Raw genomic sequence first — 14,238 nt, forward strand, 5'->3', positions numbered from 1 at the left:
ATTCCCGATCCCGGGTTGGCGAGATCGGCCTGCCAAGCCCTTGCGCCAATTTTCCTTCCCCGAATTTTCATCCGCGGTTTTCAGGATCTTCACGGATCTGGGGCATGGTCTCCCTTGATTTCCTGTGAACCCTCGCAATGTTAGAGTCGTGATAGCTCCCCATTCTGCACCCGCCCCTGCCGCCGCCCCTGTGAAGGATCTGCCGGAGAATTGCCTCGTCGGTGATATTCTTCTACCGGCCTCTGTGCCGCATTGGGATGGCCGCATCCGCTTGGTCGAGTTTACCCCGCTGAATCTGGCGCCGGAGGCTCCGCGCTGGATCTTCGCCGCGAGCTACAAGGGGATGGATGTCACCGGGTGGAAGCGGATTGAGTGAGCTGTGGGCTTGCTTTGGGTTGAGCCCTTGGCCGCATGGCAGCTGTCGGGGTACGCGAGGATCGAATCTCCGCTTTGAGGGCGCGTGTGCGCGATGGGGCGAGGGATGAGTTCTGGGTGAGGCTGCCCCCGGCCAGATGCTTTGGGGGGAGCTGCTCCGGAGCATTGGTCATCCCCTTTGCCGCATCGCGGCTTTCGGAGTGCGTGCGAGGATCGCCGCTTTGGGGGCGCGTGTGCGCGATGAGGCGAGGGGTGAGGTCTAGGTGAGGCGGCCGTAACCGGGTGCTCTCAGGGTGAGTCGGGAGTATCGGGGTGATGTGGAAGCGCCATCGGCACAGGGTGGGGGATGAGTTCACCTAAGAACTTGGATGGCGCTCTGCCGGGAAGACCGGCCCCCCAAACGGCGATCCTCGCACGCACTCCGAAAGCGGCTGGGCCGCAAAAGGGGGGCAGGTTTGCCAAGTACGGTACCCATCGTATCAAAACGCAAACGCCCGACTCATTCCCATCTTCCCGCGCGCACGCGGAGGTATGGGATTGGTCGGGCGTCAGGTCGCCGCGATGCGGCGAGCGGACTGTTCCGGTTCAAGTCGGTCAGACGCTGCGGCCACGTCCCATCAGCATGCTCACCAACCACAGTACCAGGAATACTGCGAAGAGGATGTATGCGATGTGGGCCGAGGCGCCGGCGATGCCGCTGAAGCCGAGGACTGCCGCCACGAGGGCGACGACGAGGAATACTAGTGACCAGTGAAGCATGGTAGTAACGGGGTTGTTGTTGGTTGCCCGTGAATCTATTTTTGCAGGCGCCATACCAGCATTGAGCGGCTGCTTTGGGAGTTGTCCCAGTGGCATGCCAGTGCCGGGAAAACCCTTGTTTTATAGGGCTTTGCGGGCCTTGTCGTGAAGGTGGCAAGTCTTAGCGATGATCAAGCTGCGCCGCGCGGACGTTTCCGCCATTGCAGGAATCCGCGGTCCACCGTGCGAACTGCGCGGTGCGGGGCAGCGAGCTATGGAGTGCGGTGGCACGACACCGCTCTAGCTGTGGGGAAGCTGGGCTTCATCAATTGGTGCCCGTTCACCACAGCGGCATCTCCCCGCCCGCCGGGAAGCCACGCTCACCGCCGATCCGTGACCGTTTCCCGCAGCGTCATCTGCCCGGAGCCAAAGCGGTGTCGTGCCACCGCACTCCACATCCCTCCTGTTCGGAACCCATCGCAGGATGAGGAAATCGAGAGTGCCCGGACCGGCTTGAAAGGCAGGAATTTCTAACAGGAGGAAGGCAGGAGGAAGGCAGAGAGGTAGAATTCCTGGAGAAGCGGATTGAGGGCACCGCTCTCCATCTTCTTTCGCTCCGTGTATTCCGTGTTTCTTCTCCTGCCTTTCAAATTTCGCGGTTTTCGCGCGATTTCGCGGTTAAAGAATCCGAACTCCACCCCAACCCCGGCAGCCCATCATTCTAACAGAGGTCCTCTCGAAGGATCATGCCTCCATTCGCCCGATTCGTCAGATTTGTGGTGCCTCCATCCCTCACCGGTCTTTCCACAAGATCTGCCCCATCAGCATCACCGCGCCCGCCGCGGCCATGAAGAAAAAGATCATCGCCAGTCCCGGGTAACCCCAGATCCGGAAGCTGGTATCCACCCGCGCCAGCATCGAGCTGCCCACGATCAGCGCGGCAAGGATCAGCCCCATGGTGATCCGGTTCGCCACCTTCTGCAGGCCCACGATCAGCGCCTTCTCATCGATCGAGTCCACGCGGACCTTCAGCTTGTTATCCGCCAGCAGATCCATGATGCGGTTCGCCCGCAGCGGCAGCTGCCCCAGGAATTGCTTCGTCTCGGTCAGCAGCCCCATCAGGTTCGCGCTTGTTAGAGTCTCCTTCACCCGCGCGCGGCTCACCTCGCCCAGATGCTCGCGGATCGCGCCCTGCGGGTCGAAATGCGGGCTCAGCGACTTGCCCACCCGGTCCAGATTCATCAGCGCCTTGCCGATCATGCTCATCTCCGGCGGGATCCGCAGCCCGCACTCCGCGCAGGCCCGCGTCACCTGTAGCACTACGGTGCCCATATCGATCTGTCCCAGCGAGCGCGACTTCGCCATGCCCACGATCTCCTCCACCGCATTGATGAAACTGCCGCGGTCCACCTCCTCATCCTTCATCTCCGCGATCCCCATTGCCGCTTCCGCCGCTTGGACCCCATTGCCCTCGCTGATGCCTGCCAGCAGGTGCACCAGCTGATCGCGCATGCGCTGGTTCACACGCCCCGTCATCCCCAGATCCAGGATCGCGATCTTGCGGTCATGCGTCAGCAGCAGATTCCCCGGATGCGGATCCGCGTGGAAGAATCCATCCACCAGGATCTGCTTCAAGTAAGCCTGGAACAATTGCGAGGCCAGCGCATCCCCATCCAGATCCGTCCGCACCGCGCCGGATAGCGAGGTGATCTTGGTGCCCGGGATGTAATCCATCGTCAGCACCCGCGCGCTCGAGTAATCCGGCACCACCGCCGGAATCACCAGCCGGTCAAAGCCCTTCAGGTTTTCCCGCAGCTCCATCAGGTTCGCAGCCTCCGTGTGGTAATCCAGCTCGCGCAGGATGCTCACCCGGAATTGCGCCACGATACGAAGAGTCTCGTACTTCCGCCCGAAGTCCGTGTGCGCATCCAGGAATTCCGCGATCGATTCCAGGCTATCCAGGTCATCCGCGATCTGCTGGCGGATCCCCGGCCGCTGCACCTTGATCGCCACCGGCCGCCCGCCGCGCAGCGTCGCCAGGTGCACCTGCCCCAGCGATGCCGCGGCCAGCGGCTTCCGCTCGAAAGTATCGAATGCCTTCGAGAGCCGCACCCCTAGATCCTCCTGCAGCACCTTCTCGATCTCCTCCACTGGCACCGGCTCCACATCATCCTGCAGCCGGCTCAGCGCCTCCAGGTAGGATGGGGGCAGCAGGTCCCCGCGGGTGGAGAGCAGCTGCCCGATCTTCACGAATGCCGGGCCCAGCCGCTCCAGATCATCCGCCAGGCTCGCCTCATCCGTCTTGGCCGCTTCCTTCCCGTCCTCTGGCTTCGCCTGCCCATTCAGCGTTTCGGATTCCTCAGCCTTCTCCTGCTTGGTCGCCAGCTTGTCCTCGGGCTCGGTCGCGACCTCCTTGAATCCCGCGCTCTCGATCAGAGGGTTTCCCCGGCCGTGCTTCAGGAAGAGCAGCGCCACATCCTTATAACGCCGCAGGTGTTTGGGAGCGAGTTTCATGTCCCTAACAACATCGCAAATTGCATGCCATGAACGCTTTCCACGCCCTGACGAGGGATTCCTGCACGCCGCGAGCCCGGGTATATGCATTCTGCACGGAGACGCGGCGCAGATTGAGCGGAGCTCATGGATGCTCTCGGCTCCTGGCTGGTACCCTGCAAGACCAGCAGGTCCGCGAAGCCCCATCTTCCCTCGCGATGATGAGACGGCGGGCTTCCTAGCCTCTGAATAAATTCCGCCTTGCTCCCATCAAACATTCCAAAGCCGCTGCCGCACTCCGGCACGGCAACTGCGAAAATCCCACTTGTCATGAACTCAAAACTGGTCAGCAACATCGAATTCTTCGGCGGTCCCGAGGATGGCCTGGAGCTGAGCGGTGAGGATACCTTGCGTTTCCTGGAAGCCGCCGGACCCCATGCCCACGAAGAGATCCCCATGTTCGTGCGCGACCAGACCCCTGGCCGCATGGAAGGTCGCCTGATCCTCATCGGCTTCTACGTGGTGACCGCCAAGCGCGGCGATACCATGTGCTATCAATGGATCACCTGATGATCCTCTAGCAGGTCCACCGGCTGATCTCCAGATCCCGGTAGATGGCTTCTTTATTGGAGCCTTCGCGGCTTCAGGTCACTCGGGCCGATCACCCCTGACGCACCACACCACGCCGCTCTTGGCGTAGCGGAGGCTCGCTGTCCCATTTTCTCATCCAACTTTAATAAAACTAACAACGCCCAATCCTCGTACTACCTAACCGGGCACCTTCTCATCCCCTTGGTTCACACATGGCACAGCTCCTGCGAAAATGGAGGCGTTATGAAAAACAACCCAAACAACACCCCGAATCTCCAGCCCGGTAAGGCTGGCTGGATCTTCCTCTGGCTGATCGGCGTGCCGATCCCCGTGCTGCTCATCCTCTTCCTCGCCCGCGGCTGCCACTGAGCGGCGCGGTGCCGGGTGCAGCGGGGTAGGGGGCACCGAGATTCGCCTCCACACCGGCATGCATGCGTGCTCTAGTATGAAATCCAATCCAAGCCACCTTACCGCCATGCACCGCTATCTTTCACTCGCTTGTGGCACGGGCCTCGGCCTTTGCTGCATGAGCCCCGGAGCTGCCGTCGCCGCACCGCCGCCTGAGTCCACGGCAGCTCCCACGCCGGAGAAAATGAATGTGGACCCCAGCGCCAGGATCGAGGCGCTCATCGCCCACATCGGCGGCATGAACAAGGCCAAGTTCATCCGTAACGGCAGCGAATACGACGCCGCTAGCGCCGCGAAGTTCCTGCGCGCCAAGTGGGACAAGCAGCGCGCCGAGATCCACAGCCCGGAGGACTTCATCGCCAAGGTCGCCACCAAGTCCTCCACCAGCGGCAAGCCCTACCAGATCCGCCTGGAGAACGGCGAGCAGACCGAATGCGGCCCCTACCTCAGCGGCGTGCTCAAGAAGCTCGAGGGCAAGGGCGACAAGGACAAGTAAGCGTCCGCCCCGATCATCATTCTCCAACTCCCCCCAGCGGCGCCCCCTTTGCGGCTAGCCGCTTTCGGAGTGCGGCGAGGATCGCCGCTTTTAGTGCGCCCCTTTTGCGGCGCAGCCGCTTTTGGAGTGCGGCGTGCATCGCCGCCTCCCGTGCGCCCCTTTGCGGCGCAGCTGCTTTCGGAGTGCGGCGTGCATCGCCGCTTTTAGTGCGCGTCCTCCCTCCTACGGCGCCACCCAAGTTCTCGGGCAGTCCACCCACTCCGCTGCCTCCCTCACGGTCTCGTTCCTCCCGCGCGCCCTCTCCCCACGCAGGATCCACCGCAGATGAATCTCTCGGAGGCTCTTTGGAATGGCGCTCAGTTAAGACGGTTTCCGTGGCCGGGCGCTCCAGCAGATGCCGAATCCAGGGAGCGCCCTATGGAGTGCGGTGGCACGACACCGCTTTGGCTGCGGGGGCGCTGGCATTCTTCAATTCGTAGCCCTTTCCCGCAGCGTGAACGAAGCGCCCACCGCCAAGCTCACTCTTGGGCAATCCGGCGCCGTTCGCCGCAACATCACCAACCCGGAGTCAAAGCGGTGTCGTGCCACCGCACTCCATATGCCGCTCGCGGCAGTCGTAGACCGGTCTCAACTCCGCGCCATTCCAGACCGCCTCTAACAGCAGCCCGCAGCCACAGTCTGCAACCCGGCAGGACAGCTCCGCAAAACCACGACGCATCCATCGCGCTCATCTTACAGCTCTGCCCGGGATACCTCAGGCCCCCGTCTAATCTTCCTCCAATCTTCCCCTCATGCAGCCCCGCACCCGTGGCGGTGCTTCTTGCACGGGCTGCCTCGCCCGCTTCACCCGCGATCCCTTGTGGCATCAGGCTTTCCCGCTCATCGCAGCGCTTGGCACGCATCCCGCGATAATCATTTCAGCGAATGCGACCTCCGCAATCCCGCGGATGCCGCCCCGCAGCAACTGATACCGACCGACAAAAACCACGATCATGAAAACCATCCTCAAAGCAGGCAGCTTCGCAGTCCTCGCCATCGCCTGGCCCCTGAGTGCCCAGGTCACCGAGAAGAAGGAGACCACGGAGACCACGCAGCACGCCGATGGCAGCACTACGGAGACCACCACGGAGACCACGCGCACCTTCAATCCCGAAGTGGAGACCAAGGTGGTGAAGTACTTCGACACCTACAAGACCGAGCGCTACGGCCTGCCGCCGGGCATCGTCATCAAGAAGGAGACCCCCGTCGCTTGGCGCACCCGCGTCGCTCCGGGCGTTGTCATCGCCGAGAAGCAGCGCGACTACCTCGTCACCGCTCCGCCGGAACTGGTGAAGGTCCTGCCCGCCCCGCGTGCAGAGACCCACTACTACATCGCTGGTAGCAACGTCGTCGCCGTCGACAAGAGCTACAAGATCGTCGACTCCATCGCGATTCCCTCCATCAAGATCGTGAGCGAAGGCGAATAAGCCTCCCGTCGCGATCCGGTCCCGGCCACCAGCCATGGATCGATGGATCAAAAAAGAACCGCGGGTAACCCCCGCGGTTCTTTTGCGTCCGTGGACCAGTCTTTCGCCACCACTCCGCGTAAGTGGCGCGGCTCTCCAGAGCCGTGACCGTGCGAGTCCGCCCCTCAAGACGCCATGCCGATCCAAGGACCATGTCCGCCCCTCAAGCACTACCCCAAGGTCCACCCCCGAACTGCACGTGATTGAATCCATTGCCGCCGAAGCCACCGTTTGAAGATTTGGACCAGGATGGATTGGATGAATGGGATCCAAAAGGTCTCTGGCTCCGGTTCTTCCGGCATTTCAATCCTATTCATCCCATCCATCCCGGTCCCAAAAAAGAACCCTGACGGCAGCCGGATCAGCGATCCCAAAACAGCCTTAATCATGTGCCATTCGTCCACCCCCGATCCGCTGCGGACCAGGCAAGCATACGCCCACCCAAACAGCACCCCGCCACCCATCTCCCACAAACGTGTGAACCCGCTCCATCCCACCCTTCAAAAGCAAAGAGACGGCATCCACACGCTTGGCATGGATGCCGTCTTGCCGGATGGCGGCGCTCCCGTTTGTGGCGGGACACCGTTGCTCATGACAGCCTGATCTAAGCTCGTTTTTAGCGCTCCTGCAAGATCCTCCCGCCTAAGCGACCCTGCATATTTTGCAGGCCGTCATCCCGCCTGGTTTTGAACTACTAGAACACTCGTAATTCAAAACCCACGCCCGCGCCCGCGCCCGCCACTTGGCCAGACTCATGCCCGCTGCCACGACAAGCGTCCGCCCCTCATGCAATCCGCAGCGGCGATCCCGCCCCCGCCGGTGGCCAGCCCGCGTCCCTGCAAGGATCCCGCCGCCCCGCATCCCGGCCTGCCGCCTGCTGGGAAGAAAAGCGGGATCGCAACCCTTCCGGGTATCCCAACAGCTTTCCACCCCCCGGAAGCAGCCGGCGGTGGATCCGTGGCACCACTCTCCCGCGGATCCATCGCCCGGTCGGGCGCATCAGCCACGCTTCCCGGCCAGCCAGCCAACCAAGTAAGCAGCGGGTCCTTCGGCCCCACTCCCAATCCTGCGGAGAATATTCCCGGCTGCCGCATTGACCGTCGCCCCCGCCAAGCTAGAACCGTCAGTGGTCTCCGAGCTCAAAACGACGGGACCCGTGATTCGACATCAAAACCCATAGCACAAAGACCGGGGCAGTGCCCCGGTCTTTTCTTTTTGGGAAGAGCGCTTCCGCCACCCCACCTTGATGCCTCAAGAACGCTTTCGCGCCATCTGCGCGCAGTTGGAGGAACGATACTACATGGAGCTGGAGGAGTAGGGGATCGGCCCGTGTTTCCATCGCTGGATTCTTCAAGATGGATCGCTCCTCTCGCCGTCGCTGCTGAATCTTTCACCTGTGGAAACCCGGATAAAACCGTCCGGGAGGATTGCTACTTCCTCCACGAATTCCTCCGAGGTGATTGCATCTTCAAAATCCCGCTCTCCATCGATGAACTCCTGAAGCCGGATTTTCAGGTAGTCGACGATTTCCAACTGGGCTTCTCGCTCGCTTGCAAAGATGCAGATGTTCTCGACCTCCGGCTCTTCGGCGGTCGATTCCCTCAGGCCGGGAACGGCACCCTGGAAGAAGGTGTTGATGAAAATGCAATAGCCCCTTGGGTCGGAATCGTTAGGTGCTCTCGAAGGCTCCGGAGTTTTCTCCTCCCGTTGCCTTTCCACCTGCGCCTGCAGCTTCCCGATGATCTCCTCGTAGTGATCCGCGATCTCCTGCGCCTCCTTCTCATCGCCGCACTCCTCGATTGCGAAAAGCGGATCCTTGCTCTCCCCACGGAACCACCGCGCCGTCTCCGCCCAAGCATCCCGCCGGGTGCACAGTCCATCGATCAATTGCCCAAAATCCGTCTGCGGTAGCGAGAAGTGGTATTGGCGATCTTTGTTCATCGCCAAAATCACCTGGCCAGGTTGAAGATACACTGCAAGCTGGAAATTGAGTATTCGGTGTCCTATCCATTGCCTCGACGTGATTGACGACTCTACAATTCGACTCATGGCCTTTGCTGAGCTAAAGCGGCGAGTCGCTGTTCACGGAACAACACTTTCTTGGGCTCAGATTGCTCCGACTTTTCGAGTTCAGGACGAAGAACTCTATCTTGCCGGCAGGGCAAGAGGAATCTTCAAGCCGAATCAAATGAAAAGGGGGGCTCTCAGTATTCGAACCCCAGTGCCGAGAGAGGGGCGGTCACGCCGATACGTTGACATCAAAACCGAGGATTCACTCTACTATTCGTTTCAAGGCGAGGATCCGAATAGCGGCGACAACCAGCGCCTGAAGGAGACGATGGAGGACCAAAGTCCCCTGATCTATTTCTTTGGAGTGTCGGAGGGCGTGTATGAGGCGATCTTTCCGGTGTATATTTCCCACTGGGATCCCAAGATGCTCAGGGTTGAGATCTCAATTGCCGCTGCTCCGGGAGGAGCCGTTCCATCCGGACGTTTAAAGGAGGATGAGCGGAAATATCGAGTAAGGGAGGTTCAGGAGAGGATTCATCAGTCCGCGTTTCGGGAGTTGGTTTTGAATGCATATGGAGGCAAGTGCGCGCTATCGGGGTTGCCTGTCCGGACGCTCCTCACGGCCGCTCACATCTACCCGGACGGTCACGAAAAGGGTCTCCCAGAGGTCTCCAATGGGATTGCCCTCTCGGCCTTGCATCACACTGCCTACGACACGAAACTCATCGGCATCTCGCCAGACTATCGTGTCGAGGTTTCTGAAAGACTTTTTTCCCAGACCGACGGACCGCTGCTTGAGGGATTGAAGGCCTTGCATGGCAATATCATGAGACTTCCCCGAGAGCCGGAACTCCGTCCAAGCCGTGAGGCGCTCGCCTTCAGGTTCGACGAATTTATGTCGGCTCGCTGACTGTTGAAGAGGCTTTCAAGTTTTCCCCGGTCGCTATATGCATGCTTATGCCAGCCGGAAAACGATGGACCCGGGACGAGCTCACCGTCGCCTTGGGCATCTACCACAATCTCACCTTCGGGCAGCTTCACGGGAAGCAGCCGGTCGTCGTCCAACTCGCGGACAAGCTCGGGCGAAGCCCCGGCAGCGTGGCCATGAAACTCTGCAACTTCGCGTCCCTCGATCCGGCGCTGAAGATGCGCGGCATCAAGGGACTCGAAGGGGCCAGTGCGCTGGACCGCGAGGTGTGGGCGGATTTCCACCAGCATCCGGAGGAAGTCGTGCCGCAGAGCCGCGAGATCCTCCGCCAGATGTTCAAGGTCGGGCCGGGCAGTGAGTTGGAAGTCCTGCCAAAAGAAGGCATCAAGGTCCGCAAGCGTCCGCAGGGAGATACCGAGGTCTCGGTCACTGTGAAGCAACGCCGCGGGCAGGAATACTTCCGCGATGCCGTGCTCAACAACTTCGGCGGTGCCTGCGGTGTCACCGGCATCCCTGTTAGGGAGCTGCTCGTCGCGTCCCACATCCTGCCTTGGAAGACTCATGAGGCGGAGCGCCTGAATGTCCGCAACGGCCTTTGCCTCTCCCGCCTGCACGATGCCGCCTTCGATCGCGGCCTCATCAGCTTCGACGACGAGTTGCGCATGGTCATCTCCCCGGCTCTCAAGCGGCACTTCCCGCAGCGTGGCATCGCGGAGAGCTTCAAGGCTTACGAAGGTGAATGCTTGATCGTTCCCGATGATGCCGCTCTCCCGGAACTTGCCTTCCTCGCCACTCATCGCACGAGGATCTTCGTGAAGAAGTAGTGATGGATGCTCCGGGAATCTCATGCCTCACCTTGGGCCATGGCGTTCCGGGATTCGACAGACTATGAGTAGCATTCTCTCGCTCCTGCATTCTTTCTCCTGAATTTCCACCCCATGCCCTGGATCTCCCTCCGCTACTTCCCTGGACGCACGGAGAGTGATGCCCGCGCCGTTTGGTGCACGGAGATCGAGCGCGATGGCCGGCTGACGCAGAAGCTCCGCTTCCACCGCTTCGCGTCGAAGGAAGAAGAGCAGGGGGCGCAGGAGTCGGTGCTGCTTTCGCCGGACCAATTGCGGGAGCTGGAGGCGCGGATCGCGGCGACGGATTTCGAGGCGATGTCGCGGGTCCACGAGTGCGATTACTTCCTGGAGGACATGGAGCTCATGCAGTGGACGATCGAGCTGGGGGAGGGGCAGATCCATCAGCTGAGCGCGCAGCTCATCTCGATGGAATGGCTCCAGCGGAAGCAGGGCTACTTCCCGGGGCTGCAGGTGGATGCCGCCTTGCAGCTCTGGAAGGCGATCGACCGCTTGGCACCCTACAATCTGGAGCGGTGGAACGCGGAGTGTATCGCCAAGAGCAAGCGCGCGTCCCTGCCGCTCATCTGCCCCGCCTGCCAGTCATCCTGGGTGGCGGAGATGATCTACTGCTACCCGGGAGGAGTGATCGATATCTTCAATCCCTCCGGCCGCGACTCCATCGTGATCCATGACCGTGAGATCGTGCCGGGACTGCCGGCCTGGCATTGCCGGGATTGCGGGCACGAATGGGGCGTCTCCGAGTGGGCGGAGCCGATGCTGGAGGAGGAGCGGGTGCTGCAGGAAAGGGCGGCCGCGACCGAGCGCCTGGCGGAGGCGCGTGGGGTGATGGACGCGGTGGCGAATGAACACGGCTGGGTGAAGTGCCCGCACTGCGGCTGTCGCTTCTCGATCTGCCACGATAGCTCGTGGGATGGGAGGATGCACAAGAGCTGCCACACGCGGTTGAGTATCATCGGGAGCGGGGAAGGGGCTTGAAGGGAGATGGGGCGAATGGCGCTCACTTGCTTGCTGAAGGCGGGTCTTCCGCAAGCGGAGGAGCCTGTGGAGTGCGGTGGCACGGCACCGCTTTGATTGCGGGAGCGCTTGGTCTTCTCCAGTTCGTTGCCGTTTCCCGCGGCGCGACCGAAGCATCACCGGATAGCTCACTCATTGCCAGTCCGTGGCCGTCTACCGCAGCGCCACCAAGCCGCAGTGAAAGCGGTGTCGTGCCACCGCACTCCATGAGCTTGCCGTGAATTCGCTGCGGTGGAGCCGCTCTGGATTGCCTTCCGCGCCGCGGCCCGGCTAGCTTGTCTGCGAATCGATCTATCCATCCTCACTGCCGCCACCCATGCCCTGGATCACCCTGAGCTACCTGCCTGCACGGACGGAGAAGAAGCGCGTGAGTTTGCACACGCAGATCGAGCGCAAGGGGCGGCTGACCCAGCAGTATGGCTTCATCGGGATCTTCGGGCCGCAGGAGGAGCGGCAGAGGGTGGAGTCGGTGAGGCTCTCGGCAGAGGAGTTGCGGGATCTGGAGGCGCGGATCGCGGCCACGGATTTCGAGGCGATTTCGCGGGTGCATGGACATGAACATGAGGGGAAAGGCATCGGGGATGAGATGGTGCTCATGCAGTGGGAGATCGAGTTGGGGAAGGGGAAGGTCCACCGCTTGAGCGTGCCGATCGATTCGCTGGAGCGCTTCCAGGAGAAGCGGGACGAACTGCGGGATCGGCCGGAGGATGAGGATGCCGCCCTGGAGCTCTGGAGGGCGATCGACCGCCTGGCGCTCTTCAAGCTGGAGCGGTGGTATGAGGAGTGTGTCGCGCCCAAGGTCCAGGCATCGTGGCCGCCCTGCCCCGCCTGCCAGTCATCCCGGGTGGCGAAGATGATCCACCTCTTCCCCGGAGACGAAGACGAGTTCGACACTTCCAGATTCAAGCTGGACTGCATGGTCAGCACCGACCGTGAGATCCTGCCGGAGATGCCGGAGTTTCATTGCCGGGATTGCCAGCACGAGTGGGGCGTCTCCGAGTGGGCGAAGCGGATGCTGCAGGAGTATGAGAAGATCGACGCGATGGAGCGGCTGACGGAGGAGGGCGTGGTGATGGACGCGGTGGTGAATGAGCACGGCTGGGTGAAGTGCCCGCATTGCGGCCGCCGCTTCTCGATCCACCACGACATGTCCTGGGGCGGGGAGAGGCACCTGAGCTGCGGCGTGCGGTTGAGGATTATTCCGAGAGGGTAAGGGATCGGGTCCATCGCGGAGCTAGGGCATTTTCCGAAAGGTCGTCGCCGCTCTCCACCTTGCACGGACTTCTCCCTCCCTGCGATGGTTTTTGAACAGGAGGAAGGCAGGAGGGAAAGCCAAGTTGAGGTTGTTCCGAGTCGGCGACCTCATCTCTATCATCGGGCCTTGTCTCAAGCGGTGAGCGATGGATAGCTTTACCGGCGGATCATTCATCTGCTATCTCCATCCAGCCAGCATCTCCTCATCACCCATGCCCACTCCGCGCGACCCGCGACCATCCCCGGATGCCGAGCCTGATCCCGGTCTAACAGCCCGCGCCTCCAAGCTCTCACCGCGCGCGCTGAGGTGGGTCGGCTTCTGCTTCACGGCCGCTACCGCCCTCACGGCCTGCGCCCTGTGGTATGCCTATCTCAGCTTCCGCCCGCTCAGGGCGACGGACTTCAGCAACGTGAGCGGGATCCTGGACTCCGCCGCGGAGACATCGCCCGGGGTGCTGGATATTCACCTGGCCGGCAGCAGCCTGCGCTACCGCGTGCCGAAGGAGCGCTCCCGCTCCGCCTTGCCCCGCGAGTCCTTCCTCGCGCAGGTCCACCGGGGCGATCCCGTCGAGATCATCGCGCTCCGCCGGGACATCGCGGAGCCGCGTGGCGCGCTGCTGGATCGCACGCCGCAGGTCTTCATCTACGGCCTCAGCTCCCGCGGCCGGGAGTACTATGACTTGAAGGACTACCTGGCCTGGCAATACCGCAACCACAGCGGGGAGCTGATCTGTGCCTGCATCTTGACCGTCCTCTCCGCCCTGCTCGTCGCCGGACATTGGCGCGGACGTGTGAAGGCTCAGGCACCGCACGCGGATTGACCCCGCGCCGATCATCCTCCCACCTCCCCATCACTCATGTCCACCCCGCGCGACCCGCGACCATCTCCCGACCCCGCTCCTGAAGCGGAGCCCGAAGCCGGCGCCGAACCCGGGCGGAAGCGCAGGCGCAGGCCCCGCTCTAACAGGCCGCTGACCCGTGGGGACCTGTGGGCCTACCTTGGCTTCCTCGCGGTGGCGGGGTTCGCCGTAGGCGATCTGTGGTACTCCTACTTCAGCTTCCGCGTGGATCCCGAGCCCTTCGCCGATTGCGTGGTCGTGAGCGGGAAGCTGGAGGCCGCGCGCGGGACACCGCGGGAGCAGATGGATATCCGCATCGCCGGCGATCCGCTGCGCTACCGGATGCTGAGCGATGCCTACAGCCACTACTTCCAGCGGGATGCCTTCTTCGCCCAGGTGCACCGCGGCGATGCGGTGGAGCTCCGGGCGATCTCCCGCTACATCGCGAAGCCGTACCACACCACCCGCTGGGACGAAGATGATATACCCACGGTCTTCATCCGGGGCGTGACTGTCGGCGGCCGGGACTACAATACCATCTCCGACCAAATCGCCTGGCAGCACCGCAACCACCGCAGCACCCTGACCTGTGCTCTGCTCCTCGGCGTCTCTTTCCTCGTCTGCTGCATCCCGCTCTGGCTCGGGCGGAAGGAGTGGCTCGCGATGATTCAGAGGAGGAAAGTTCGCTAGCTTTTTTCCGTTTTCGGGAAAGGCAGGAGCT

At 62.0% G+C, this 14,238-nt stretch carries 16 protein-coding genes; 12 read left to right on the top strand and 4 right to left on the bottom strand.

Annotated features, from left to right (window positions below):
* The first annotated feature begins 148 nt into the window (after nt 1-148).
* Nucleotides 149-376 carry a hypothetical protein gene (locus BV071_RS26035; RefSeq protein ID WP_265594905.1) on the top strand — a complete coding sequence of 76 codons (228 nt, stop codon included), beginning with the start codon at nt 149-151 and terminating at the stop codon, nt 374-376.
* Between the two features lie 593 nt (nt 377-969).
* Here BV071_RS26035 and BV071_RS34465 read toward each other — a convergent pair.
* Together BV071_RS34465 and BV071_RS26045 are read right to left on the bottom strand one after the other, a co-directional pair.
* Nucleotides 970-1,134, bottom strand: a complete 165-nt coding sequence (locus tag BV071_RS34465; RefSeq protein ID WP_035613577.1) for a DUF1328 domain-containing protein — start codon at nt 1,132-1,134, stop codon at nt 970-972.
* A gap of 771 nt (nt 1,135-1,905) precedes the next feature.
* Complete coding sequence (locus BV071_RS26045; RefSeq protein ID WP_035613580.1) at nt 1,906-3,627, bottom strand: AarF/UbiB family protein; 1,722 nt, start codon at nt 3,625-3,627, stop codon at nt 1,906-1,908.
* 309 nt (nt 3,628-3,936) lie between these two features.
* Between BV071_RS26045 and BV071_RS26055 the strand changes: the two genes are divergently transcribed.
* The 3 genes from BV071_RS26055 (at nt 3,937) to BV071_RS26060 (ending at nt 5,101) form a co-directional block, all read left to right on the top strand.
* Nucleotides 3,937-4,176: a hypothetical protein gene (locus tag BV071_RS26055; RefSeq protein WP_035613584.1), complete on the top strand. Its 240-nt coding sequence runs from the start codon at nt 3,937-3,939 to the stop codon at nt 4,174-4,176.
* A gap of 264 nt (nt 4,177-4,440) precedes the next feature.
* Nucleotides 4,441-4,566 carry a hypothetical protein gene (locus tag BV071_RS35785; RefSeq protein ID WP_265594906.1) on the top strand — a complete coding sequence of 42 codons (126 nt, stop codon included), beginning with the start codon at nt 4,441-4,443 and terminating at the stop codon, nt 4,564-4,566.
* Between the two features lie 76 nt (nt 4,567-4,642).
* Nucleotides 4,643-5,101: a DUF5329 family protein gene (locus BV071_RS26060; protein WP_265594907.1), complete on the top strand. Its 459-nt coding sequence runs from the start codon at nt 4,643-4,645 to the stop codon at nt 5,099-5,101.
* A 568-nt stretch (nt 5,102-5,669) separates the two neighbouring features.
* Here BV071_RS26060 and BV071_RS35790 read toward each other — a convergent pair.
* Complete coding sequence (locus BV071_RS35790; protein WP_265594908.1) at nt 5,670-5,819, bottom strand: hypothetical protein; 150 nt, start codon at nt 5,817-5,819, stop codon at nt 5,670-5,672.
* 73 nt (nt 5,820-5,892) lie between these two features.
* Between BV071_RS35790 and BV071_RS35795 the strand changes: the two genes are divergently transcribed.
* Together BV071_RS35795 and BV071_RS26065 are read left to right on the top strand one after the other, a co-directional pair.
* The gene (locus tag BV071_RS35795) at nt 5,893-6,069 is read left to right on the top strand and encodes a hypothetical protein (RefSeq protein WP_265594909.1); all 177 of its coding nucleotides are present in this window, start codon (nt 5,893-5,895) and stop codon (nt 6,067-6,069) included.
* A 24-nt stretch (nt 6,070-6,093) separates the two neighbouring features.
* Nucleotides 6,094-6,567: a hypothetical protein gene (locus tag BV071_RS26065; RefSeq protein WP_035613587.1), complete on the top strand. Its 474-nt coding sequence runs from the start codon at nt 6,094-6,096 to the stop codon at nt 6,565-6,567.
* A 1,389-nt stretch (nt 6,568-7,956) separates the two neighbouring features.
* Here BV071_RS26065 and BV071_RS34925 read toward each other — a convergent pair.
* Complete coding sequence (locus BV071_RS34925) at nt 7,957-8,547, bottom strand: hypothetical protein (RefSeq protein WP_035613596.1); 591 nt, start codon at nt 8,545-8,547, stop codon at nt 7,957-7,959.
* A 79-nt stretch (nt 8,548-8,626) separates the two neighbouring features.
* Between BV071_RS34925 and BV071_RS26085 the strand changes: the two genes are divergently transcribed.
* From BV071_RS26085 to BV071_RS26110, 6 genes are all read left to right on the top strand, one after another.
* Nucleotides 8,627-9,526, top strand: a complete 900-nt coding sequence (locus BV071_RS26085) for an HNH endonuclease (protein ID WP_035613598.1) — start codon at nt 8,627-8,629, stop codon at nt 9,524-9,526.
* Between the two features lie 47 nt (nt 9,527-9,573).
* Nucleotides 9,574-10,368, top strand: a complete 795-nt coding sequence (locus tag BV071_RS26090) for an HNH endonuclease (protein ID WP_035613601.1) — start codon at nt 9,574-9,576, stop codon at nt 10,366-10,368.
* 114 nt (nt 10,369-10,482) lie between these two features.
* Entirely contained in the window at nt 10,483-11,385 is a 903-nt protein-coding gene (locus tag BV071_RS26095) for a hypothetical protein (protein ID WP_035613604.1), read from the top strand.
* A 355-nt stretch (nt 11,386-11,740) separates the two neighbouring features.
* Nucleotides 11,741-12,637 carry a hypothetical protein gene (locus BV071_RS26100; RefSeq protein ID WP_035613607.1) on the top strand — a complete coding sequence of 299 codons (897 nt, stop codon included), beginning with the start codon at nt 11,741-11,743 and terminating at the stop codon, nt 12,635-12,637.
* Between the two features lie 253 nt (nt 12,638-12,890).
* On the top strand, nt 12,891-13,499 hold the full coding sequence (locus BV071_RS26105; protein WP_035613610.1) for a hypothetical protein: 609 nt from the start codon (nt 12,891-12,893) through the stop codon (nt 13,497-13,499).
* A 36-nt stretch (nt 13,500-13,535) separates the two neighbouring features.
* Nucleotides 13,536-14,207 (top strand): hypothetical protein, encoded by a 672-nt coding sequence (locus tag BV071_RS26110; protein WP_265594910.1) that lies wholly within the window; start codon nt 13,536-13,538, stop codon nt 14,205-14,207.
* Nucleotides 14,208-14,238: the final 31 nt, after the last annotated feature.

It is taken from the genome of Haloferula sp. BvORR071 (assembly GCF_000739615.1).
GTDB lineage: Bacteria > Verrucomicrobiota > Verrucomicrobiia > Verrucomicrobiales > Akkermansiaceae > Haloferula.